The organism is Streptomyces sp. AP-93 (assembly GCF_022808175.1).
Lineage (GTDB): Bacteria > Actinomycetota > Actinomycetes > Streptomycetales > Streptomycetaceae > Streptomyces.
Map to the genome: position 1 here is coordinate 340,138 of NZ_JALGBX010000001.1, position 20,311 is coordinate 360,448.

At 67.1% G+C, this 20,311-nt stretch carries 24 protein-coding genes; 6 read left to right on the forward strand and 18 right to left on the reverse strand.

Annotated features, from left to right (window positions below):
- The first annotated feature begins 63 nt into the window (after window positions 1–63).
- Together MTF69_RS01630 and MTF69_RS01635 are read left to right on the forward strand one after the other, a co-directional pair.
- Window positions 64–474 carry a hypothetical protein gene (locus MTF69_RS01630; protein WP_243329891.1) on the forward strand — a complete coding sequence of 137 codons (411 nt, stop codon included), beginning with the start codon at window positions 64–66 and terminating at the stop codon, window positions 472–474.
- Window positions 471–680 (forward strand): hypothetical protein, encoded by a 210-nt coding sequence (locus MTF69_RS01635; protein WP_243329892.1) that lies wholly within the window; start codon window positions 471–473, stop codon window positions 678–680. Before MTF69_RS01630 ends, MTF69_RS01635 begins: the two co-directional genes overlap by 4 nt.
- A gap of 65 nt (window positions 681–745) precedes the next feature.
- On the opposite strand, the gene MTF69_RS01640 is transcribed toward MTF69_RS01635, so the two are convergent.
- A complete protein-coding gene (locus MTF69_RS01640; RefSeq protein ID WP_243329893.1) occupies window positions 746–1,027 on the reverse strand; it encodes a hypothetical protein in 282 nt (93 codons plus the stop codon).
- A 59-nt stretch (window positions 1,028–1,086) separates the two neighbouring features.
- Between MTF69_RS01640 and MTF69_RS01645 the strand changes: the two genes are divergently transcribed.
- Entirely contained in the window at window positions 1,087–1,323 is a 237-nt protein-coding gene (locus tag MTF69_RS01645) for a hypothetical protein (RefSeq protein ID WP_243329894.1), read from the forward strand.
- On the opposite strand, the gene MTF69_RS01650 is transcribed toward MTF69_RS01645, so the two are convergent.
- From MTF69_RS01650 to MTF69_RS01730, 17 genes are all read right to left on the reverse strand, one after another.
- Window positions 1,320–1,607 (reverse strand): hypothetical protein, encoded by a 288-nt coding sequence (locus MTF69_RS01650; protein WP_243329898.1) that lies wholly within the window; start codon window positions 1,605–1,607, stop codon window positions 1,320–1,322. The two genes, MTF69_RS01645 and MTF69_RS01650, sit on opposite strands and share 4 nt — an antisense overlap.
- A gap of 53 nt (window positions 1,608–1,660) precedes the next feature.
- Window positions 1,661–2,032 carry a hypothetical protein gene (locus MTF69_RS01655; protein ID WP_243329900.1) on the reverse strand — a complete coding sequence of 124 codons (372 nt, stop codon included), beginning with the start codon at window positions 2,030–2,032 and terminating at the stop codon, window positions 1,661–1,663.
- Between the two features lie 62 nt (window positions 2,033–2,094).
- Window positions 2,095–2,337, reverse strand: a complete 243-nt coding sequence (locus tag MTF69_RS01660) for a hypothetical protein (protein WP_243329902.1) — start codon at window positions 2,335–2,337, stop codon at window positions 2,095–2,097.
- Between the two features lie 36 nt (window positions 2,338–2,373).
- A complete protein-coding gene (locus tag MTF69_RS01665) occupies window positions 2,374–2,520 on the reverse strand; it encodes a hypothetical protein (RefSeq protein WP_243329905.1) in 147 nt (48 codons plus the stop codon).
- Between the two features lie 313 nt (window positions 2,521–2,833).
- Window positions 2,834–3,460, reverse strand: coding sequence for an ATP-binding protein (locus MTF69_RS01670; protein ID WP_243329907.1), 627 nt, complete (start codon window positions 3,458–3,460; stop codon window positions 2,834–2,836).
- A gap of 159 nt (window positions 3,461–3,619) precedes the next feature.
- Complete coding sequence (locus tag MTF69_RS01675) at window positions 3,620–3,982, reverse strand: replication/maintenance protein RepL (RefSeq protein ID WP_243329909.1); 363 nt, start codon at window positions 3,980–3,982, stop codon at window positions 3,620–3,622.
- Between the two features lie 40 nt (window positions 3,983–4,022).
- Window positions 4,023–4,592 carry a hypothetical protein gene (locus MTF69_RS01680; protein ID WP_243329911.1) on the reverse strand — a complete coding sequence of 190 codons (570 nt, stop codon included), beginning with the start codon at window positions 4,590–4,592 and terminating at the stop codon, window positions 4,023–4,025.
- A gap of 594 nt (window positions 4,593–5,186) precedes the next feature.
- Window positions 5,187–5,636, reverse strand: a complete 450-nt coding sequence (locus MTF69_RS01685) for a hypothetical protein (protein ID WP_243329914.1) — start codon at window positions 5,634–5,636, stop codon at window positions 5,187–5,189.
- A gap of 281 nt (window positions 5,637–5,917) precedes the next feature.
- Entirely contained in the window at window positions 5,918–6,517 is a 600-nt protein-coding gene (locus tag MTF69_RS01690) for a hypothetical protein (RefSeq protein ID WP_243329916.1), read from the reverse strand.
- Window positions 6,518–6,579: 62 nt separating this feature from the next.
- Complete coding sequence (locus MTF69_RS01695; RefSeq protein ID WP_243329918.1) at window positions 6,580–6,963, reverse strand: hypothetical protein; 384 nt, start codon at window positions 6,961–6,963, stop codon at window positions 6,580–6,582.
- A complete protein-coding gene (locus MTF69_RS01700) occupies window positions 6,960–7,400 on the reverse strand; it encodes a hypothetical protein (RefSeq protein ID WP_243329920.1) in 441 nt (146 codons plus the stop codon). The genes MTF69_RS01695 and MTF69_RS01700 overlap by 4 nt, the downstream gene beginning before the upstream one ends.
- A gap of 641 nt (window positions 7,401–8,041) precedes the next feature.
- The gene (locus tag MTF69_RS01705) at window positions 8,042–8,431 is read right to left on the reverse strand and encodes a hypothetical protein (RefSeq protein ID WP_243329922.1); all 390 of its coding nucleotides are present in this window, start codon (window positions 8,429–8,431) and stop codon (window positions 8,042–8,044) included.
- 81 nt (window positions 8,432–8,512) lie between these two features.
- Window positions 8,513–8,833: a hypothetical protein gene (locus MTF69_RS01710; protein WP_243329924.1), complete on the reverse strand. Its 321-nt coding sequence runs from the start codon at window positions 8,831–8,833 to the stop codon at window positions 8,513–8,515.
- Between the two features lie 110 nt (window positions 8,834–8,943).
- Complete coding sequence (locus tag MTF69_RS01715) at window positions 8,944–10,038, reverse strand: hypothetical protein (RefSeq protein ID WP_243329932.1); 1,095 nt, start codon at window positions 10,036–10,038, stop codon at window positions 8,944–8,946.
- 186 nt (window positions 10,039–10,224) lie between these two features.
- Window positions 10,225–10,497: a hypothetical protein gene (locus MTF69_RS01720; RefSeq protein ID WP_243329934.1), complete on the reverse strand. Its 273-nt coding sequence runs from the start codon at window positions 10,495–10,497 to the stop codon at window positions 10,225–10,227.
- A gap of 314 nt (window positions 10,498–10,811) precedes the next feature.
- Complete coding sequence (locus tag MTF69_RS01725; protein ID WP_243329936.1) at window positions 10,812–16,409, reverse strand: hypothetical protein; 5,598 nt, start codon at window positions 16,407–16,409, stop codon at window positions 10,812–10,814.
- A gap of 434 nt (window positions 16,410–16,843) precedes the next feature.
- Entirely contained in the window at window positions 16,844–18,190 is a 1,347-nt protein-coding gene (locus tag MTF69_RS01730) for a hypothetical protein (protein ID WP_243329938.1), read from the reverse strand.
- A gap of 605 nt (window positions 18,191–18,795) precedes the next feature.
- On the opposite strand from MTF69_RS01730, the gene MTF69_RS01735 reads away from it, so the two are divergent.
- The 3 genes from MTF69_RS01735 (at window position 18,796) to MTF69_RS01745 (ending at window position 20,257) form a co-directional block, all read left to right on the forward strand.
- Window positions 18,796–19,254 carry a hypothetical protein gene (locus tag MTF69_RS01735; protein WP_243329939.1) on the forward strand — a complete coding sequence of 153 codons (459 nt, stop codon included), beginning with the start codon at window positions 18,796–18,798 and terminating at the stop codon, window positions 19,252–19,254.
- Between the two features lie 94 nt (window positions 19,255–19,348).
- Window positions 19,349–19,720, forward strand: a complete 372-nt coding sequence (locus tag MTF69_RS01740) for a hypothetical protein (RefSeq protein ID WP_243329941.1) — start codon at window positions 19,349–19,351, stop codon at window positions 19,718–19,720.
- A gap of 312 nt (window positions 19,721–20,032) precedes the next feature.
- Window positions 20,033–20,257: a hypothetical protein gene (locus MTF69_RS01745; protein WP_243329943.1), complete on the forward strand. Its 225-nt coding sequence runs from the start codon at window positions 20,033–20,035 to the stop codon at window positions 20,255–20,257.
- Window positions 20,258–20,311 lie beyond the last annotated feature (54 nt).

Consider the following 20,311-nt stretch of genomic DNA (forward strand, 5'->3'; position numbering starts at 1 on the left):
CACCCCCGGCCTCAGACACAGGTGCTATTTCCCGAGAGCCCCGACGACCGAGAAGAGTCCCGCGTGGACCCCGAGCAGATCAGCCCACTATCGCCGGACCCGGATCTCCCCGAGAGCCGCGGCATCGCGCTCTCCGCCGACCGGCACCTGAACGCCCGCCAGTTCGGCCACGGCCTCGAACCGCGCGGTGCCGACCGCTCCGGCGTCGGAACCGGCGCCCCCACCGGCTACACCCTCCCGCACTACGGCAGCACCGGCGAAAGTTGCGTCCGCCCCCTCGGCGGCGAAGTCAACGACGACGACAACGGCCTCGCCCCCGGCTGCTGCACCGGACCGCCCGGAATGATCACCCGAGGCTCCGACATCACCTTCGACTACGCCGAGCGCAACATCGTCAGCCGGCCCCACCACGGCGCCCGCCGCGAGGACGACGAATTCGCGGACGAGGCGTACCGCAGTCTGGGGCACCGATGACCCACACCTACGGCCGCCCCGAAGGCGCCGCCGCCGCACAGCGCGAACTCGACCGACTCGAACACCGACACCAGGACATCCACAAGAGCGCGCCCGACTACCCGCACGACCCCAAGCCCGAAGAGATCGACCACCGCGCCGCCCTGTACGCGGCCGTCCCCGGCGACGACCACGGCTGCACCTTCCACAACCGAACGAACAACTGAACACACAACTGCATACACAACTGAAAGAGGGGCCCGACGGGGCCCCTTTCTCGTTGGCAGTGGCCTCAGCGGCGCAGGGTCGAGGACCGCTCCGGATGGGCCTCGCTGACCCCGTGCACGACCTTCACCGACACGTAGTCCGCGTGCAGCACCGCGACCACGTCGTTGACCGCGTGCCGGTCGAACTCGGCGGCCCCGCGCTCTGCGTTCCACGTGAACACGTTCGGCAGGGCGTCCGCCACCCAGTTGTGCGTCTCCGCGTCGTAGTCCGCGGGCATCGTCAGCCTCGCCGGCGCGTGCCTGCTGTCGGTGGGGACGAAGATCTTCGGCATGTCGTTCTCGTTCATCATGTTCTCCTTCGTAGATCCCCCCTGTGCGGGCACTGCTGGTACGGCACCCTTGACGCATGAAGCTGCCCCGAGCCGCCTGCCCGATCTGCGAGAAGCCGGTGTCACTGCTGCCCACCCGCAGGAGCGGGCACGGTAGCCTCCATGATCACAAGCGCAACGCCCGCGCCCTCGTGCTCTGCGAAGGGAGCATGACTCACGTTCCCTACGGCGACGCGGTGGGATGGCAGGAGACCCTCCCGGAAGACGCGGACCGGGCAGTGGCTCCGGTGGCTGAGACCCTGGCCCTTTTCTAGCGGGCGAAGGCCGGATTGACCGCCGGCACCACTTCGGGCAGCTCCTCCAGCGCTTCGATGTCCTCCGCGCTGATGAAGTGGCGAAAGGTGTGTCCTTCCAGGTGGTTGACGGCCGTCGGACCGTGGTTCTCGTCCATCACGAACGCGGTGCGCCTGCTATTGGCTCGGACGTCCCACGCGTGGACGGGGAGGATGATGTCGTCGCCGCCCCCGTCCGGCGCGAACAGGGCATGCCAGCCGTGCGTCTCGGGGTACGAGGCGACGACGTCGGTGTTCTGGAGCATGTGTGGTTCTCCTGATTCGGGGGGCGCTGGGGGCCTTCTGCGGCGGGGGCGGGTCACTGCCGGGCGTACCCTTCGAGGCGCGTGGCGAAGGCGTCCAGCTCGCGCAGGCTCCTGCGCAGGTTCAGCGCCAGCTCCGTCGCGTGCTCCGCGGTGACGTTCTCCTCGACCGCGGAGACCCTGGCCAGCCCGTCGGCTTGTACGTGGAGTTCGAGGAGCCTCCGGTCGATGGCCTTGAGATCGAGCGATCCTTCGCGGATCATCTGGCGTGGACGCGTCACGGGGACGCCAGCCAAGGGCTCCGTCGAGAGCGCGGTCCGCTCCCAGTGCTCCTCCAGACAGGCGGCGCAGTACTCCTCTTCGGGGCACTGGGAGCAGCCGTCGTCTTCGACTGCCGCCGCTGATGCCGCGATCTCGGTCATGGTCATGCCGTTCTCCTGGTTCGGGGGTGTTGGTGTGGGGGCCGTCTGCGGCGTCGCTGGCGGGCGGGTCACGCTGTCGCGGCGCTCAACTCATCGGCCCCCGCGAGGAAGCGGGCCAGCAGCTCGGCGTAGGTGAACTGCCCGTGTGTGCGGAAGAGGGCCAGCAGCTCGGTGTGGGCGTGCCTTTCGTCCGCGTCGAGCGCGGCGATCTCCTTGGCCTGGGTCTCGGCGAGCGCGGCGGTCTGCATGATGTGGGTCTCGATGAGATCGGCGATCTTGAGGCGCGCGTCGGCGTCGAGGTTGTTGGACATGGCGGTGCCTTTCGACGGGGAATCGGTTCTGCGGAGTCAGGCGGGGAGGTACGGGGACCACTCGGTCTCGGCGCTCCACACGCCGGCCTCCTTGTCGAAGCCGAGCAGGCGTTCGTAGGAGGCCACGGCGTCGAAGGGGCGGGTGAAGTAGCGGTGTTTGACCTGCGCCCCACTCTCGGTCATCCAGCGAACGACGTAGAGGTGCCCCGCGCGGGGGGCCAACGGGTTCTCCATATAAGGGGTATTCGGGGTCATATGTCCATTGTGGGGCCCTCGGCGCGATCCGCAAGGGACCGCCGTCAGGTTCATCCGCGCGGCCTCGGACCTGGCCTAAGACCCAGTTGCGCGGACGTGAGTTCGAGGTCCGCGGCTCACTCTTCCCCCACGATGGTCACGCGGGGGCCGGGCGGGGGGCCGACACCGGAGAGCATGGCCCTGTTCAACCACCAGAGCGTCTCGGGATCTTCCTCGGGCGCCCCGTCGGGATGCAGGTCCATCAGCGCCCCCGCAAGGAGGGACCACCGATGAACACGACGTCGGCACATGCCTCGTACAGGAAGGACGCCCCGCTCTCGCCATAGCGCTCCGCCCACTCGTCCATACGCAGGGCGGAGGTGATGATCGTCGGCTTCCCAGAGAGGTACCGGCCGCGGAGCAGGTCGTCGAACACATCAGCCGAGAAGCGCGATGGGTTGCGACCGTCCACGCTGTCGACGAGGAGGAGATCCGCACCTCTCGCTTCGGTAACGAGCCGGTGGGCGCGCTCGATCTCCGCGCAGCTCGCGGGGCCGGCGATCTGGCGGGGCTGCCTGGCGTCGGCCAGTTCGGCGAAGCGCACGAACATCACCGTCCGCCCCTGGAGGTAACTCGACACCAGCGCCGCCGCGGCCAGGGTGGTCTTGCGGGTGCCGTAGGGGCCGCACAGCAGCAGACCCCCGCCGCAGCCCTCGCGGTCGACGGGAACACCATCCTTGAGTCGATGGCGTTCCGGCAGCCCCGAGTGCCAGGCTACGACGGTCTCGTACGCCTCGCGGCTGTGCTCGGTGGGCGTGTAGGAGATCAGGTCGCGCGGCCAGTACACCAATGGGAACGACAGGGGCCGGGGCGGGAGATCGGATGCCATCGTGAGCGGTCCTGTTCTTCGATCAGATGCTGGTCAGGTGCGCCGGGGCACAGAAGCAGATTCACCCGTTTATCGGCTATTGCGGCAAACGCCCCAGTGGCTAACCTGGAAGAGTTCTGGCCCCCGGGGTCCCTCCGAGCTGCGGGGGCCGCTGCATGTTCAGGACGCGCGGGAGAAGAGGTCGATGACCTCGGCGGTCGGCTCTTCCTCGAACGGGTCCTCCCAGTCCGGCGACAGGCCGAACATGATGTAGTCCGGGTTGATCAGCAGCAGGCGCTTCATCTTGATGCGCACGATGCCGGCGTCCAGAAGCTCCTTGAAGGCCCGCGAGACGGTCGGCTGGGACATCCCCGTCCCCACGGCCATGTCCATCTGGACGGCGCCGATGACGCAGCCGTTCTTGAAGCGGTTCTGGTTCGCGCACAGCCAGAACAGGAGCTTGTAAGCCGGCGGCTTGAGGTCGAAGCAGAGCTCGGGGGCGACGGGATTGACGGTCTCGCCGTAGGTGAACTTGCCGGGCATGGCGGTCTCCATGTGGTTCGGTGGCCGGAGCCGGTGAAGGTCAGGCCGCGTTGCGCTTCGCTTCGCGCTCGATTCGGAGCGCACGCCAGGTGTCCTCGCTGATGGTCTTCCCGGCGGGGAGACGGTCCTTGCAGTACGAGGTGGCGGGGAACAGGTCGGGCACGTGGCGGGGAACGCGGCGCAGCGCGTAGAAGTGCGCTTCACCCCCGGCGTTGAAGAGCCAGCGGGGATTCAACTGCCAGCCCCCGTTCTCCTCGTAAGCGAGGCCGCTGGCCAGAACCTTCCCCCGCGCCCGGTAGAAGGACGGCCGGCTCATGCCCATCTCGGATGCGAGGTCGGCCGCCGAGCCGGTGTTGACACGGCCGTGGTCGGTGCGGGATCGGTGGCGGATGAGGTGGTGGATGAACCTGTACTCGTTCTTGCCGAAGTCGAGGATGTCCATCAGTTCAAGGGCCGCGTCGCTGACGGTTCCGTACGGAGCGCCGCGGTAGTCGATGGCGTACTTCGACGTTTCCTTCTCGGTCACGCGCTGCTCGTCGAGAACCTCGCCGGTCCTCTTCCGCGTGACGGTGCGGTCGTAACTCCGCTGCTTCTCATGCTTGAAACCCATGGAAATGCCCTCCGAGGCATCCGTTCTGCTGCTGCGGAGGGCTATCCGGCCATGAATGGCGGCGTTCCTGCTCTGAGACAACCCTATTCATCTGAGCCAGTCGCGCAACAGGTCAAATGGGTGATCATATGGATAAGCGCGACATAAGGAAAAGCCCGAATGTGTCTCATGTGTGAGACACAGTGTCTCCCGTGTGAGACACACGAAACGGCATTTCCGCAGGTCAGGGGCGGTGCGGGCAAACGCCCCTCTAATAGCGAAGCTAAAGGTCCGTGCTCAAGCTCAGGTCCAAGCACCCGGACACCTTGAAGTTCATCCGCCAAGGCTGGCCAGCCGGAAGCGACCGTAGGGAGCGGGGATGGCCTTAGCGACCGTAGGGAGCGGGGATGCCTTTGAGGACCGAAGGGACTCTACAAGCTCAAAGCTTTTGGCTCTTAGCTTCTGATCTCCCTACGGTCGACAAGGACATCCCCGCTCCCTTCGGTCGCTAAGTGCGTCCCCGCTCCCTTCGGTCGCTTCCGGCCGCACACTTTGGGGGAACGATCGGTAATGCCGAAAGGGTCACGCAGTACGAGCACAGCACAAGTAAGCGCTCTAAACCCAGCCCAGCGCTTTGCAGTGCACGAAGACCCGCTCGTAGTTCCGGACATCCGGTGGCATCAGCACCCACGGGGTCTGGATCTTAATGACCCAGCCGGCACTGATCCCCTCCCGCTCCTGGACACCCCGCAGAGCCTCCACCAGGTAGAGCTGCTTCACCGTCACCAGTCGGGCCCTCGGCTCTTCCACCGCCACGGACTCACCCGTCAGCGCAGGCCCCAGGAGCTTCTCCATGGCCCGCTCCTTGTACGACATGTCCTTCTGCCGCGCCTTCGAGTCCTCGCCCACCAACCGCTCCAGCGGCGAGAACTCGGTGACCATGGCCGGCTGCGTCTTGCCGAACCCGTCGTACCACGTCTCCAGGTACTCCACCGGCCTGAACGCCACGAGCAGGCAGTTGTACTTACTGGGCTGGAAGACTTCCTGGACTGTTTGAGTGCTCACGGCTCAGCCTGACCTGCCCGACGCCCCCGCGGCAGCAGCCGAACCGGTGAACTTTCCGTCCGAGTAACTCCCCTGCGCGGAAGGGTGGCAGGTAGATGCGGGGCATCCGGGGAAACTGAACCGTCCGCAGTTACGGCGACACAAACAACACCGTCACCGAGGGCTCGTCACGGGCCGCAGCGCGGCCGGCGCACCCGACACCTTCATCTGCGCAAGCTACGCAGATGCGTTGAGAGTGTAAGAACAACGGAAAGCGCAGGGGGCGCAGTAACTGCCTCCACTCAGGCGGGCCGCTCCGAGGCTGCCTCCTGCTGCTCCAGCACGTGCGCCGCCAGCCACAGACCCACGTCGCGCTTCGGCACCACCACCACGTCCCAGGCGCCACGCCCCCGCACCGACACCCTGACCGGCGTCCAGGCCCTGTACGGCTCCAGGAGCGCCGACAGCTTCGGAGAGGACACCCAGACCTCAAGACGCCGGTGCTGGGCCCTCCGCGGCCCCAGGAACGCGTCCAGCGGGTACACGCTGATCCGCGCGCACCGCGCTGGCCGCGACCCGTTGTGCACCAGCTCCAGCCGGTGCGCCTTCACCACCACCGTCTGCACGCCGCTCGGCGTCCACCACAGCCTGCCCATGCGCCACCGAGTCCCCGGCTCCGCCGGGTCGTGAAGCCGCTCGAAGGCCCTCGTCTGCTCACCCCGCAGACCACCGCGCACCTCGACGACGTCGGGCTCGACGACCCCCACGGGGCCGGAAATCGCGGGGGCCTTAACAGCTTCCGACTCCCGCTCCGTGTACTCGCGCACCAGGACCGCCCGCTGCTGCGGCGTGCCGGCCGGGTTCCTGTTCTTGTCCCGCGCGAGGGGCCGAGAAGTTCTCATACAGGAAGTCTGCTCAGCCGCGGCGAGGAACTGCTAGCTGCTGGTTACCTACGGCACCAGCTCTAGGCCCAGCGCGCGGTCCACTCCTCCTGCTGGAAGTCCCGCCACTCGCCGAAGCCGAACGTACGCGGCGCGGGCACCTCGTTCGTCAACATCTTCTCCAGGATGGCCCGGCGCTCGGGCGTGAGGGCCAGGACCCGGCGCAGGGCCTCAAGGTCGCTCTCGTCGTCGAACGCGGCCCGCTTCGCCTCCAGGTCCGCCCTGGCCGCCTCCGGGCTGTCGCCCGCGCCGACCGGGAAGGGGGGCTTGATGTAGAACTCCTGGCACGTGTTGTCGTCCCCGAACGCCGCGTCAGGAACACGGTCAGGCGGAACCGGGAAGGCCACCCAGCGACCCCCCTCGTACGTCCCGCCGTACCGAGCCTCGATCACCGTCACCGAGCTCAAGATGACTCCCCGCGGCCCAGAGCCGTCCGCACGAACCGCTCCACATCATCTTCGCTGTACCCCAGCTTCAACACGCGGTCGATGCCCATGAGCAGCAACTGCGCGGCGATGTCCCGGCCCCAGGTGTTGCCCAGCTCTCCCGACTCCGCAGGATCGCCGGGATCATCACCGTTCCACTCGTACAGCTTCTCGACGCCCAGGTCGTGCAGGAACACACCGTGCTCGCGGTACACATCACCCACGACCAGGGCCACGGCCTCGAACCGGGTCGGCGCCTCGATCTCGCATCGCAGGCCCGGGTAACGACCCCAGACCTCCGCGTCGTACGTGCACCCTGCCGGCGGGCTCACCGCCAACGACGCGAACCCCTCGGGCAGGTGACCGTCCTCCCGGCCGTAGTCAGGCCACGGATCGACCAGAGCGAATGTGTGCTTCATCGGCTGCCTCCACACGCGTCGGACGTCAGCACCATGTCAACGATGCTCGGCATGCGGCGGATACTCCCACACCGCACCGACAACATCCCCGCCAATATCAGAAAGGTTCCTTTTTTTCGGGGTGCAATTGGCTCCCTGTCTACTACCGGCCATGAGAGCAGTACTACGAACACAGCAGCCGAGCACACGCCAGAGCACGCGCACGCTTATGGGATGCCAGAGGAGATGCAAAATCGAGAAAACGGCGGGGTGCAACAAGTCCATGGCCTGCCAGTAGGTACTAAGACACTGCGGATAGAACCACGGTCGTGCCAGAGCCGTGCTGATGGGATGCCCGCGCGCTTGCCCTCGCTTATGGGCTACCTTCCCGTGCTTACGGGCTGGAGAGAGCAGGCAGGCGCCCGCGCGCTCGAAACGGACAATCAGGGCAGTACCCCGGTGTCAAGCATCTTCCTGCGGAGAGATTTATTTAATGTCACACAAAAATCGCCAGCTACGATGAGAGCACGGCCTCTCCCCCCAGCGGCCGGAGCGGTTGAGCCCCCTTGGGAGTAGGCGCCTGAGGGGGCTCCTGCATTTTTCTCGGCAACAAAAAAGAAGCCCCCGCTCCGAAGAACGGGGGCCTGTGGTTCAGGGGCTCACTAACAGCCGATCACAACGCGGTCGAAGGCGTCGATCTCATGGTCCAAGGTGCGGCCGGCGTTCGCGTTGGAATCGCGGAGGGCCTTCAAAACCTGCTTCTGCGCACACCGGTTCACGTGGCCCGCGGTCACTTTCGTCACGGAGTAGCGCCTCGCCTGGATGTCGTCGCCCATGTCGAGCAGCAGCAGCCGCAGGCGGTTGGCGAGCGGGAATGGGACGTCCTTGAACTTGAAGGCGAAACCGTCCTTGCCGTGCGGCCGGACCTGGGTTCTGCGGAGTAGCTCGGCCACCTCTCCGTCGCCGACCCCCTCGTTTTCGGGTAGGCGGACGAGGAGCCCATGGCCCACGAGGTCGGATATCTGGAACTTGGCCACGATGCGCTCGGTCATGGTTCTCCTCAGGGGATCGGTGTGCAGGATCAGGCGGAGAGCTTGACGTCCAGGCTGGCCCGCAGTCGGGGCGCTGGACGGTCAGTGGTTCGGACCGCGCTCGCGCCATTCAGGGACGAGGATGCGGCCAGACTCTGTGTACGCGGACGTCTCGAAGGTCTGGTAGCCGAGTCGGTTCAGGGCTTCCATGCACTCCTGCGAGTTGGGGTTGCTGGCGCTACGGTCGAGGCCCATCGCGAGGAAGACGATCTGCCGCGGCGGGTAGAGCCGACCGTTGACGAGCACGCCGTAGGTCTTCGTTATCGGCTCCGGTTCGAAGTCGTCGGCGATGATCTGCACGGACGCACGGTCAAGTTCCTGGCGGCCGTTGCCGGGGATGTGGATGGTGGTGGTGTCGGGCACAGGCGTCCCTTTCGGTCTGCGCGATATCCGGGTAGCCCCGGAGGCTGAACCGCACGGACACCCCGCACGCCCCCGCAGGGAGGGCGCCGGAGAGACGGCACGGGTTCTCATCAAGCGGTGTCGCTGGTGCGCGGCGCGGGGATGGTGGGAACGTTGGCCACGGCGTTGTTCTTCCACTCGTCCTTGTGGCGGATGTAGCCCTCGGCGACGTTGGATGTCGGCGACCAGCGTCCCTGACGGCGCAGGTAGGCGCCCGTGGCTCCATGCTCGTCGGCGATGGTGGCGCCCGAGGCGCGCAGGCCGTGAGCGGTGAGCTTGAGTCCGTTCTCGTCGTAGTCGACGCCGGCCGCGGCGGCGATTTTCTGGATGATGTCGTTGACGGACTCGGCTTTGAGGTCGCCGCCGATGTTGCCCCAGCGGTCGACGCGGCGCAGGATGCGGCCGGTCGTGAGGCCGCGTTCGGCGAGGGCTGTGCGGTATTCGGTCCAGGCGGTGACGGGGTCGAGGATGTCGTCGCGCCGGGGCATCTTGACGTCCACGCCGTCGCCGGCCTGGTCGGTCTTGGAGCTGGAGAAGTAGAGGACCAGGCCCTCCTTCATGACCGTCGCGTCGGGGATGTTGCGTGCGGCGAATTCGGATCGGCGGGTGAAGGCCCAGATCGACCAGATGACGATGAGGCGGTCCCGGAGGCCCGTCAGGGTGCTGGTGTCGCACTGCTGGACCATGGCGGTGAATCCGTCGAGGTCGACCACCGCGGACTTCTTCACCCTGCGGCCGGCGTCGGAGAGCCGCTTCTTGTGCGCCTTGAGGAGCATCCGGGCCTGGGTGTCGTCGGGCTTGTCGTGGCCCTTCCAGGTGTGCAGGGTGCGCACGGCTGCGATGGCGATCCCGATGTACGAGCCGCTGAGCGAGGCGCCCGTCTTGGGTGACGGGGTCTCGGTGAGGACCCGTGTCCATTCGGTGAGGGTCTGGGAGGTCATCGGAAGGAAGTCGCGGTTGTTCTGTGCGCACCATTCGCCGCACTGTTCCCACCATCTCCGGTAGGAGCGCATTGTCTCCGGAGGGATGGAGTCGGCCAGCGCCTTGACCGTTTCGGGGCTGAGTTCGTAGTTCGCCGGGTTGTGTGACGGAATGACCAGTTCGCCGGATTCGCTTACCCGATCACGGAAGGTGACCGGAAGTAGCTCAGCGTCGATGATTTCCATGGATTGAATTTGTCCTATTTCGTCGATCCCGTGAATCAGGCTTCACGGGACTGAGCCATACCTTACTGAACTGCCGTTCGCTCAGGGGGGGTTGTCCGGATCTTGGACCCGACCTACGCCCGGATCGAGAAGATGATGCCGAAAACTTCTCAAAGTACCTTTTGGAACCTGCACGGCCGGCCCGGGTCACCTCCGCGCCCGCTGCACCTCCCCGCACTCCTCCGCGAGATACCGCCGGAAGTACTGCGCCAGGGTGCGCGCGTCGTCGCTGCTGACCGTTCCCGCGGGGACGCCCCAGAACTCGCCCTCCGCGACCGCCGGCCACAGGATGGGGTGGCAGATCACCGATCCGAAGCCGACCGGGACGACCAGCCAGCGCGCGAACTCGTCGTCGAACGCCGGCCGAGACATCAGCATGCCCACCGTGGAGCTTCCGTCCGGCTTCCTCCACTCGACCATGCGCTGGTGGTGCATCTGCTTCCGGGTGAGGGGCCGACTGAACGGCGCTGCCCGCCTGGACTTGGGGATGGATTCTTCGGTGCAAGTTGTCATCATCCTTCGATGATCACTCGGTCGAATTTCGAACTTTAAATATTCGAAGGTTCGAGAAGTTGTTGCTCAACTCCTCCGGCCGCTTCAACATCCCCCGACAGGCTCGGCCACGCGTAGTGGCTCGCAGGGTTGCGCCCCTGTCTCGGCCGGCCCGCCCCCGCGAAGACCTTCCTGCCCCGGCCGGGGAGACCGGGCCACCCGCAGGCAGCCCGGCCCCCGCCTCAGACCCGGGGCGGCACCACCGTCCCCAGCGCCGCGCCCAGACCGGCCACCGTCCCCGCGACCGACGCGGCCATCGCCCAACGCCTGCCCCTGGGAGTCTCGATCGCCGCCCACCGGACCGGACCCCAGCCCAGCTCCTCGCGCAGCTCCCGCGCTTCCCGCCGCAGCGCCTCGACCTCCAGCAGGCGCAGCTCCGACGCCAACTCCCTCACGATCGTCTCCGCGTTCGCGACCGCCGTTGCAGCCGCCACGCCACCCCAGGTGTCGATGTCCGCGCGCAGCTCCTCCAGCTCGGCGCGCAGCGCGGCGAGGACGTCCACCGGCTCCGGCGTGACCTCGTACGTGGCCCACGCGGTACGCGGGTCCACCGGTTCCGGCTTCGGCATCATCCACGCGGTACGCGGGTCAGCAACGCGCTTCGGCACCGTCGGCATGTCCAGCACCGTGCACACCACCAGCGCGGGAACCTCGGGCACCTCGTACGCCTCCAGGATCTCGCTCCACGTGAGGAACACCTCCTCCTCGGCGGCAGCCCGGCGCGGCACGGTCAGCGTGACCGGCGTCCCGCACACGACGTACCGCTCGGCGACCAGGGCGCGCGGGTCCACGTGCTCCAGGTGGCCCGGCTCGGCCCCGTCCAGCTCGACCAGGGTCTTGCCGATCGTCGCGCTGACCACACGCCCCGCGCGTCCCTGGTGAAGCACGCGGTCTCCGGTGTTCCAGTAACCGCGTCCCGTGCTGGGGAGCACCGGCGCGACGGGCTCAATGTCGGCACGAGGAATTTCCTGGACGGACTCGCCGGCCGGGGTGTTGAGGCTTTCTCCGGCAGCCATCCGCCACGCTGCCTTGCGCTGCTGCTCGCTGATGGGCGCGAGGCCCTGCACGGCCGCCTGCTCCTCCTCCTGGTCGTCCTCGCCGTACAGGGAGCGGTCGACGTCCTCGAAGGTGCAGCCGCCCCGCCAGTCGGGCCCGTAGTGCTGCTCCAGCAGCTCCGCCATGACCGACTTCTTCTCCGTGTCGGCAACAGGAGATTCCTCGACGGGCTCGCCGGCCAGTTCCTGGACCTGCCCGGAGATTTCTTCGCCGTTGGCAGGCTGCTCCTCGCGCAGCGGCACCAGGCAGAACCCGCGCTTGGTGTCCACCGCCGCCGCCGTGTCGCGCAGCCCCTCAAAATCGGTGTCCAGGGGAAGGCGCGCGCACCAGCCGCACCACGCACCAAGCGTCCAGTCCTGCCCGAGCCAGTACGGCGACTTCGTGATGACGCTCCCGCACTCACCGCACGGGGCGTGATCCGGCGCCTGTCCCAGCAGGCCCGGCAGCGGCTTGATCTTCCGCATGCGGCGCAGGACATCGCCCTTGAAGACCTCGACGCGCACGAGCTGCGCCGTGGAGTCCTCGGCCATGCCGAACTCGCCCAGGTCCGCGCCCTCGTACTGCTCCCACGGGCCCGCGCCGTACCCTTCGGCCTCCAGGTACATCGGGACGAACTGCTGGTCATAGGCGCCGTTGCAGGAGCGCTTCCACACCACGTGGCCGCACTCACACTCCACCGTCAACCGCGACTCCACGCGGTGCTTCTTGCCGGGGAAGGAGACGTAGCGGGCGAGGGTGCCCGTGTGCTCGTGCTCGTCGGCAACGGGAAATTCCTCACCCTGCTCGCCGGCGACTTCCTCGAAGAGAATTTGGAACGGTTCGGCGAGCCCGTACCAGTCGCATAGCCGCTCCACCGATTCCGTGAGGGACTCGCCCGCCTGCGCGGGCACCTGGTTCTGTTCGTGGTCCTGGAGGTGGAAGGAGGAAGCGCCCGCGCCCGCCGTGTGGAAGCCGATGCGGCACTCAATCCCGGCGTGGCCGTCGAAGGTGACCGAGCGCAGCCGGTAGCCGCTGGGGCTGGCCACCCAGTCGTTGACGTCCCGCACGCGGGCAACGGTCTGCGGCTCGGAGGGGACGGGGGCGAAGCCGCGCACCCGGTGAGGGTTGATGCCCACCTGACGGAACCCGGCGTCCCTCAGGGCCTCGGCGAACTCCCCCAACATCTCGTCCCACAGCTTGCGGTCGGTGAGCTTGCGGGGCCGCCGGTGGTCGCTGTTCAGCACGGGGACCACGGCCACGGCGTGCATGTCGTTGATGACGACGAAGCCGCTGCCGGTGGTGGAGTCCTGGTCGTGGTCGTTGAATCCGGCGGCGGTCAGCACCTCCTTGGCCCGGCGGATCTCCCAGCGGTGCGCGCGGGGGCGAGGTGTGTACTTCTCCTCCGAGTCGGCAACGGGAATTTCCTGGCCCTGGTCGCCGGCCGGGGTCTGCTCGATCGGCTCGGAGATTTCCGCTGCGTCCGCGCCGTGCATCGACGGGTACAGCTCACCCAGGTACACGCCCAGCGTCTCCCGCCACGCCGCCCCCGTCAGCTCGCCCCACACCGCGAGCGACACCAGCGAAGAGAAGACGTCCCCGAGCTGCTGGCACTGCGAGGAGCGGGACCCGACGACCGGGAAGTCCGCCGGGAGACCGACGAGGAGGCACACTTCCGCGATCGTGAACCGGCGCCCCGTCGTGGCCTCGTACCAGCCTCGGATCTTCGAGGTGATGCCGTTGATGGGCTTCGGGTCGGGGTGTCGGCGGGTGACCCCGTCCATGCGGAACACGTTGCCGCCGGAGGTCTGGCGGTTGCCCCGCGTGTTCACCTCCGCGTCTGCCTCCCAGCCGATGGCCTGGTAAGCCAGGGTGGTGATCCCCGGCGCCTCGGGCAGGGCCGCCATGCGGTACCAGTGCGCCGCCATGATCGAACGCCGACGGTGGCTGGGCGAGCCGAAGTCGGCGGCGTCCAAGACATCCCACGAGGCCGACTCGCAACCGGCCACGGACAGCTCAAGCCAGATGTCTTCCTGAATCTCCTCGGGCAACTGGGCGGCCTGCTCGATGACCACCCGCGTGAGGGGGGCGCCTATGTACCGCAGCCCCAGGCACCAGATCACCGGGGCCAGCATGAGCCCGGCGGTCTTGCCGTCCATGCCGTCCACGAGCGCCCACATCTCCGGGACGGTGAAGTCCGTCCGCGACCCGTACGAGGAGAAGCACCCCTCCTCCTCCGAGCACTCCTCCCCCTCCTCCTCGTGGTCGCAGTACTCCGTACCGTCCTTCTCGTAGTTGCCGAAGGCGAAGCCAACCTGGGCAATCGCCTCGGTCAGGATCTCCAGGCTCTGCGCCGTACGGCCCGCACCGTTGCCCGCTATCGAATAGTCCGGGCAAGGCATCGTGAACATCGCGTCACGGGTCCAGCGGAGCGCGGGGTGTTCCGGGGTCAGCGTCCTGACGTCCGCCTGCACCACCGTGCACCCGGCGGCCCTCGACGTCGCCACCGGGCCCTTCTCCAGGTCCACACAGACCATGTCCGAGTCCGTCACCAGCCGCTTGCCCTTGCAGCCCCCGCCGCAGCCCGCGCAGAAGTTCAGCCCGCGCGGACGGTCGCCCTGCTTCTCCGGGTACAGCCACCGCACCGGCCACGGCGCGGCCAGATCCTCCCGCTGCTCCTCGCTCAGGCAGTCCAGGAGCGCTACCAGCTCCTCGCCGTCCACCGCCATGAGGTCCGCGTGGGTCACCGGCTTCGCCTCGGGCTTCGGCATCGCCCACTCAAGGCGCGGGTCCACCGGCTCCGCGTCGGCCCACGGCAGTGCGTCCGCGAGGATCGCCCGCTTCATCGCCGCGCGAGACTTCTCACCCCTGACGACCTCCACACCGCTGGCCATGTGCGTGACGGAGTAGAGCCCGTCCAGCAGGACGGCACGGTACGTGTGACCTCGCAGCTCGGCCCACTCGTGCCCGCGCTTCTGATCACCCGTGAACACGATGTCGCCGACCTTGACCGTCGCCGCCTTGGCCCTGGGAGCCATACCGCGTCGTCCCATCGTGCTGCTCTCCCCGCCCGTGCTGGTGTTCTTCTGTGCCGTCTTCGCGGCCTTCGCTTCCTGCTGCGCCCGGATCGCGTCAGCCTCGGCGTACAGAGCCGCCACGACGTCGGGGCGCGGGTTGGACTCGCCTGCCTCCAGGGCGGCCGTCACCATCTCGGCGACGATGTCGCAGTACCGCTCTTCCCAGTCCAGGCGCGATCCCATCGCCCCGGACGTCTTCCCGCACAGCTCGTACGCCGTCTCCCACACGTTGCCGTCGTGGCCGGATGCCTTGGCCAGCGGGCGGGCCAGGTGCAGCGCGCAGACACCGACCGTGCCCATCACCGCGCCGTCCTCGGCGAGGATGTCGACGACGAACCGCGCCGGGGCGTTCTTGTTCCAGCACGCCCCGATGCACAGCCCCGCTTCATCCCACGAGCCCGGCCCGCACTCCAACGCGGTCTTGCCGTGCACGCCGTACTGCTCCCGGACGCCGTCCGTCCTCGTGATCACCCAACGGTCCAGCGGGACTTCCCTCAGCCCGGCCACCGTCAGCTTGTGCGCGGCCCGCTTGCGGAACATGCCGTCCACCGCACCGGACGTACCGGCCTCCGCAGACCAGCCGTTCGGCCGGTGCTCCCAGCCCCACGTGTACTTCGCCATGATCCCGACGCGCCCGTACCGCTCGACCCGGAACACCCTGGGCTCAAGCTCGGTCTGCACCAGCTCGGCCGACCACGTCACCCGCTCCTCGTTCATGTGCCCGAACCGGGCCCACACGTCCTGGGCCCATGCGGCGGACGCCGAGTCGGCGCGGCACCACGCGACGGCCGCCGTGAGGCTGTTGTCCTCGTCCAGCTCTGCCCACCAGAACGTGGAGTCGTGCACCCCTCGCACCACCTGCCAGCGTCCCCGCTCGTAGCCCCGCGAGAACAACCGGTACTCGTCCCCAGACGCGAGGGTCAGCACCCAGTCATAACCGTCGTCATCGGTGCGGTGGTGCTCACCCGCGTACGGCTCGACGGACTCACCGGCCAGCAGCTCGGCGGGGAATTCCACCACCGGTTCCGGCTGCTCCTCGACCTCGACGGGCGCCGGAAAGTAGTTCGCGGGCAGCACGGTCAGCAGTGCTTCGCCGTACGCGAATTCCGCCCGCTGACCCTTGCCCGGCATTGCCATCCATGCCCACTTCGGCATACCGGCATCGGCGTGCTTCGTCGCCCAAACGGTCTGCGCGAGCATCGACGTATCCGCGTCACGCTGCACCTGAGACAGGGTGTACTCACCGGGGAGATTGGGCTCCGGCGCGGCCTCGACCGGTGCGACGTCTTCCGGGGTCTCCTCGATTTCCTCGAAGGTCACCATGTCGCCATGCTTGGCAATGATCTCTTTAGGGGTCAACGGCTCGGCCGAGAGGTTGACCGTCTCGCGACCACTTTTCCATTTGATCGCGTCGGTATTCTTCGCGAGCGTGGACTTCCACTTGGACTTGGGGCGCTGGGCCGCGCGGTCAATCTTGGCCTGAATCTTGATTTCCAGTTCCGCACGCTTGGCGATGTGCTCGCGCATGACCGACTCGGCAGACTCGCGCGTCGAGGACATGGAATGTCCGACAGTGCGCATGTCGGTGCCGCCGGTCTCATTGGTCACGGAACGGCGCACGCGGAGTACCCGCTGGCCCTCTCGGGTCACGCTGTCCACGCCAAACGTCATGCCGCGCCACGATGAGCGGACGATTGCCGCGCCAAGGAGTTCGGTCCACTCGAACTTGATTTGGACAGAGCTGTCCGCTGCGGGTGTACTGCTCATGCGCGTGTTTCCTCCGAGAGTGGCGTTGGCTGGGGCCGGGGGTTCAGGTCCGGCGTTCCCCTAATTATCGCAAAGGGGCGGGGAGGATAACAGAGGGAAAGGGGAAAAGTAATGTGACAAAAAACATGGTTCAGGATTTGAGAAAAGGAAAATAAAACTTGCGCGGTCGACTATGTCCTGAGTGTCCCGGCGAAATGTAATAAATAATTAAATAGGCGGACACCCCCCAATATCAATTGACATGAGTGTATGTATGGGGGCCTGGGCTCTCACATTTCACCCTGGAGCGGGGGCGGAGGCAGCATCAGAAGGCAGTGTCATTTCCTTGTGCGTTGACCCTACGGAATTGCCGTGTCCCAGGCAATACCCTCCAGCTCATACGCTTCGTATACTCCGGCCGGGACAGTCTCCGTCGCTCCGTTGTGCGGCATCTCCTCGTTGGTCACCGCCGGCAGATGGCCCTCGCTCCGGACCGCCGCGAGGACTGCCTGCTCCACCTCCCACGCCTGGGCCCCTGTGTCGACGCCCAGGTACCAGCAGATGTCCCAGCCGGCGCACCGGAAGCTCCGGAAGCGCTTGACCGGGTCGTTGGCAGCGCCCACCTTGAGCACACCGGACTCCTTCTGTTCGGCGATATAGATCCACGCGGGCTTGGCGTGGTTGAGACCCCTGGTGCAGCAGTAGGGACAGCCGCCGCTGCCCGCCGTGAGCACCCACAGGGCGCTGCGCAGGCTCCGCGGCATCTTCGTGCCGCAGCGTCCGCACGTCGTCTCCCAGCGCCCGTCAGGGAGCTTCGTGAAGCCCGCGGCGATGAGCCTGTCGTGCTCACGGACGGCCCGCGCCTCTGCCACTTCCTCCGCCTTCGCCGATTCGCGGCAGCTTCGGCAGTTCCGTAGTCCCGTGATGACGGAGGCGTCGGCGGTGAAGAGCCGCGCGCAGTCTTCGCATGTGCGCCGCCACCTGTTCTTGTGCTCCGTGGGGATACAGCCGGTCAGGCGGAGGCGCCGAGCGGTGCGGTGTTCCCCGAAGCACTTCCTGCATCCGAGGCGGATGTTCTCGGCCTGGTGGAGAGGGCGCTCGCTGATGTCCCCGCACCGCGTGCAGCGCATCAGCCAGGAGGCGGCGGCTCCGCGGTAGGGACCGGCGGCCTCGAACTGCGTCAGGGCGAGACGGCGACGGGCTTCATCCTCGGGCAGGGAGAAACGGTCGGAGGTGGCTCGCTTCTTGCATTCGCCGCAGCCTTTTCCCTTCCTGATGTAGCAGAGCCGGGTGGTCACGACGGTGCGGCAGACCTCGTGAAGGCAGGACCAGGGATCTTTCGAGCCGGGAAAGGGCTCCTGTGGAATGTAGCCAGCCTGGTTCATGAACTTCACCGCAGCCGGTTCCTGCGCCTTCCGCTTCTCCCTCCAATGCTCGGTCTGCCGGACGAGTTCCTCTTCCCTCCGCTGCGCCTTCCGATCTGCTGTGGCGGCCTTCCCTTCCGCCTTCCTCCGCTCCCGGCACATCCCCGGGCAGGCCCTGTTTCCGATCGCCGAGACGTTGTTGAGCGTCACCCAGGCGTCCCCGCCGCAGATGTTGCAGGTGCATTCCCACTTCGTCAGGACGCCCGGATAGTCGCGGTCCTTCGGCGTGAACCCCGCCTTCACCATGCGATCGAAGGCCACATCATCGTCGGTGCGCGTCATCGGGCCGGCGCGGTAGCAGTAGACGCACTCCTTTCCCTGCCGGATGCTGGTCAGCTTCTTCGTGTCCTGGTTTCCGCACTCCACGCACTCGACCCGGTGGGAGACGTCGCATCCCCGGTATCGGTCGAGGAGAATCCAGCCCGCGGTACGGAATTCCGCTTTGCCCCATTCGGTGTCAACCATCTCTCATGATTGACACGCTCGATTTCCAGGGTGCTAATCCCGCCTCGTGGACGGCGCTGGAGCCTTCACAACTTCTCGGGTAAGCTGCAACATGTTCCTCCAACGGCGTTGGCGGACACTCAGGCGCCCGTGGGGTTCAGCCTCTCTCCGGAGAGGACCGCGGGCGCCTTCTGCATGTTCTGGCCCGTGAGATGGGCTGTTCGCTGCGTACGGCAGAGCGTGCGCGATGGGCTGAACGGCTGGAGATCCGGGTCGTCCAGCACCGCTCCAACGCGCGCGGCCACCTGCGGAAACTCGGAGCGTCCCAGGTCAGCGCGTTGCTCCAGCAGTTCCTAGACAAGCCGTGGGTGCTTGCCGGGGCGTCGTTCCGGGTGCTCATCTGGGTCCGTCCCCGAACCATCAGCCCGTAAGGGAGCTTTGCCGTGACCGTGCTCTACCACTACACCTTGGTTTTCCACCTGCCCCAGATCCTTCGCTCCGGCTATATCAACGTCACGGAGTCGAACATCTCCGCGGGCCGTGAGCACGCGGGCCCTGACGTGGTGTGGCTGACGGCGGCCAACACGGCGGATCGCTCCGGTGGGTGGTACACGGGCTCCCATGTCGACAAGACCGCCGTCAGGATCACCGTGGACGTGCCGGAGCGTGAGGTCTACCGCTGGACGGAGTGGGCGCCGCGCCACGGCTGCTCGGCCCGCACCATGGCCGCGCTCCGCCGCGTCAAGGGGGGCAACTCGTGGCGGGTGGTGGCCCGGCGGGTGCAGTGCGAAGAGTGGAAGGAGATCGTCGTCTCGCGCGGCTTCAAGGACGGCGAAGTCCGTAAAGGTGTGACTCGGGTGGATGCCTTTGGGCGCCGGCTCGACTTCGACGTCATCGGCTAGCCCAGCTACCTGGACTCTCCTGGCCCCCGCTGGATACGACCCCGCTTCCTCGCGAAGGTACGGCCGGCGGGAGCTTCTTCACCCGATCGTGAGCATGTCTCTGCGGCTGTCCGGCGGCGCCGCGGCCGAGGATGACGGCATGACCATCCCTGGGACGCAGTCCTTCTACGCAGAAGCCGACCTGCTCGGAACCGCCATCGTGCGCGCGCTGCACGAGACCGACGACACTGTCGACCGGCGCGGTTCCGGCATCGTCCTGCCCCTGGTCGACGAGGCCGTTCAGCGCTTCCCGGACGATCTGCGGTACACGTTTCTGATTTCTGTGATCCGGGCGCTGGCCGAGTGGGACAGGGCCGCGCTGACGGTGATCGAGGATCTGACGGCGGACACCATGAACGAGGCGACGGTGGCGTCCCTTCTCGACAACCGCGAGCGCGTGGCCCTTCGGGACGAGCACCGCACCTAGCCGGCACTCGCGCACACAAGAAGCCCCAGGAGCTGCCCTGCGCCAGCATCATCTTCTTCTCCAGCTCCAGCGCCGTCCCTGTCCGTGTCGCGGTACCTCTCCTCGTACCACCAGGATTGACGGACCTTCTCCATTTCCCCCGCGGAATTCGTTCCGAACCGGCCGTCCGGTACCTCGCGTTGGACTGGTGACCCCCGGCGACCGCCGACAGCACTCGTTCGGCTCCTGCGGTCGACCGGGGCACTGCGACCCCTCCGGCCTACCGCCGGTAACATGCGGCTGGGCTGGCGCCCGTTCTCTGGGAGGGGACTCATGGATATGTCACCGCATGTGCTGGAGCGTCCGGACACCGACGAGGAGAAGCCGGTGTGGGTGATGGTGCGGGTGGGCGTATCCCGCTACTGCTACCACACCGACCTCCAGTGTCCTGCCCTGCAAGGCAAGCACGACACCGGCCGCCACTTGGAGCTGATGACCGAGGTGACGGCCCAGGGCCAGGAGCTCACCCAGTGCGGAAGGTGCCGCCGGCACGCGTAGGAAAATACGGGGCCCCTGCCTTCGGGCGGGGGCCTCTTCATCTTCCCGGCTCCC

What these genes read in the sequence shown, in the direction of transcription:
- MTF69_RS01730 (WP_243329938.1), bottom strand. Translation starts at nt 18,190, where the DNA reads ATGACGCGCACCGACGATGATGTGGCCTTCGATCGCATGGTGAAGGCG.
- MTF69_RS01700 (WP_243329920.1), bottom strand. Translation starts at nt 7,400, where the DNA reads ATGAAGCACACATTCGCTCTGGTCGATCCGTGGCCTGACTACGGCCGG.
- MTF69_RS01670 (WP_243329907.1), bottom strand. Translation starts at nt 3,460, where the DNA reads ATGGCATCCGATCTCCCGCCCCGGCCCCTGTCGTTCCCATTGGTGTAC.
- MTF69_RS01660 (WP_243329902.1), bottom strand. Translation starts at nt 2,337, where the DNA reads ATGTCCAACAACCTCGACGCCGACGCGCGCCTCAAGATCGCCGATCTC.
- MTF69_RS01680 (WP_243329911.1), bottom strand. Translation starts at nt 4,592, where the DNA reads ATGGGTTTCAAGCATGAGAAGCAGCGGAGTTACGACCGCACCGTCACG.
- MTF69_RS01725 (WP_243329936.1), bottom strand. Translation starts at nt 16,409, where the DNA reads ATGACGTTTGGCGTGGACAGCGTGACCCGAGAGGGCCAGCGGGTACTC.
- MTF69_RS01720 (WP_243329934.1), bottom strand. Translation starts at nt 10,497, where the DNA reads ATGGTCGAGTGGAGGAAGCCGGACGGAAGCTCCACGGTGGGCATGCTG.
- MTF69_RS01690 (WP_243329916.1), bottom strand. Translation starts at nt 6,517, where the DNA reads ATGAGAACTTCTCGGCCCCTCGCGCGGGACAAGAACAGGAACCCGGCC.
- MTF69_RS01675 (WP_243329909.1), bottom strand. Translation starts at nt 3,982, where the DNA reads ATGCCCGGCAAGTTCACCTACGGCGAGACCGTCAATCCCGTCGCCCCC.
- MTF69_RS01745 (WP_243329943.1), top strand. Translation starts at nt 20,033, where the DNA reads ATGGATATGTCACCGCATGTGCTGGAGCGTCCGGACACCGACGAGGAG.
- MTF69_RS01715 (WP_243329932.1), bottom strand. Translation starts at nt 10,038, where the DNA reads ATGGAAATCATCGACGCTGAGCTACTTCCGGTCACCTTCCGTGATCGG.
- MTF69_RS01655 (WP_243329900.1), bottom strand. Translation starts at nt 2,032, where the DNA reads ATGACCATGACCGAGATCGCGGCATCAGCGGCGGCAGTCGAAGACGAC.
- MTF69_RS01635 (WP_243329892.1), top strand. Translation starts at nt 471, where the DNA reads ATGACCCACACCTACGGCCGCCCCGAAGGCGCCGCCGCCGCACAGCGC.
- MTF69_RS01665 (WP_243329905.1), bottom strand. Translation starts at nt 2,520, where the DNA reads ATGACCGAGAGTGGGGCGCAGGTCAAACACCGCTACTTCACCCGCCCC.
- MTF69_RS01650 (WP_243329898.1), bottom strand. Translation starts at nt 1,607, where the DNA reads ATGCTCCAGAACACCGACGTCGTCGCCTCGTACCCCGAGACGCACGGC.
- MTF69_RS01640 (WP_243329893.1), bottom strand. Translation starts at nt 1,027, where the DNA reads ATGAACGAGAACGACATGCCGAAGATCTTCGTCCCCACCGACAGCAGG.
- MTF69_RS01705 (WP_243329922.1), bottom strand. Translation starts at nt 8,431, where the DNA reads ATGACCGAGCGCATCGTGGCCAAGTTCCAGATATCCGACCTCGTGGGC.
- MTF69_RS01740 (WP_243329941.1), top strand. Translation starts at nt 19,349, where the DNA reads ATGTCTCTGCGGCTGTCCGGCGGCGCCGCGGCCGAGGATGACGGCATG.
- MTF69_RS01645 (WP_243329894.1), top strand. Translation starts at nt 1,087, where the DNA reads ATGAAGCTGCCCCGAGCCGCCTGCCCGATCTGCGAGAAGCCGGTGTCA.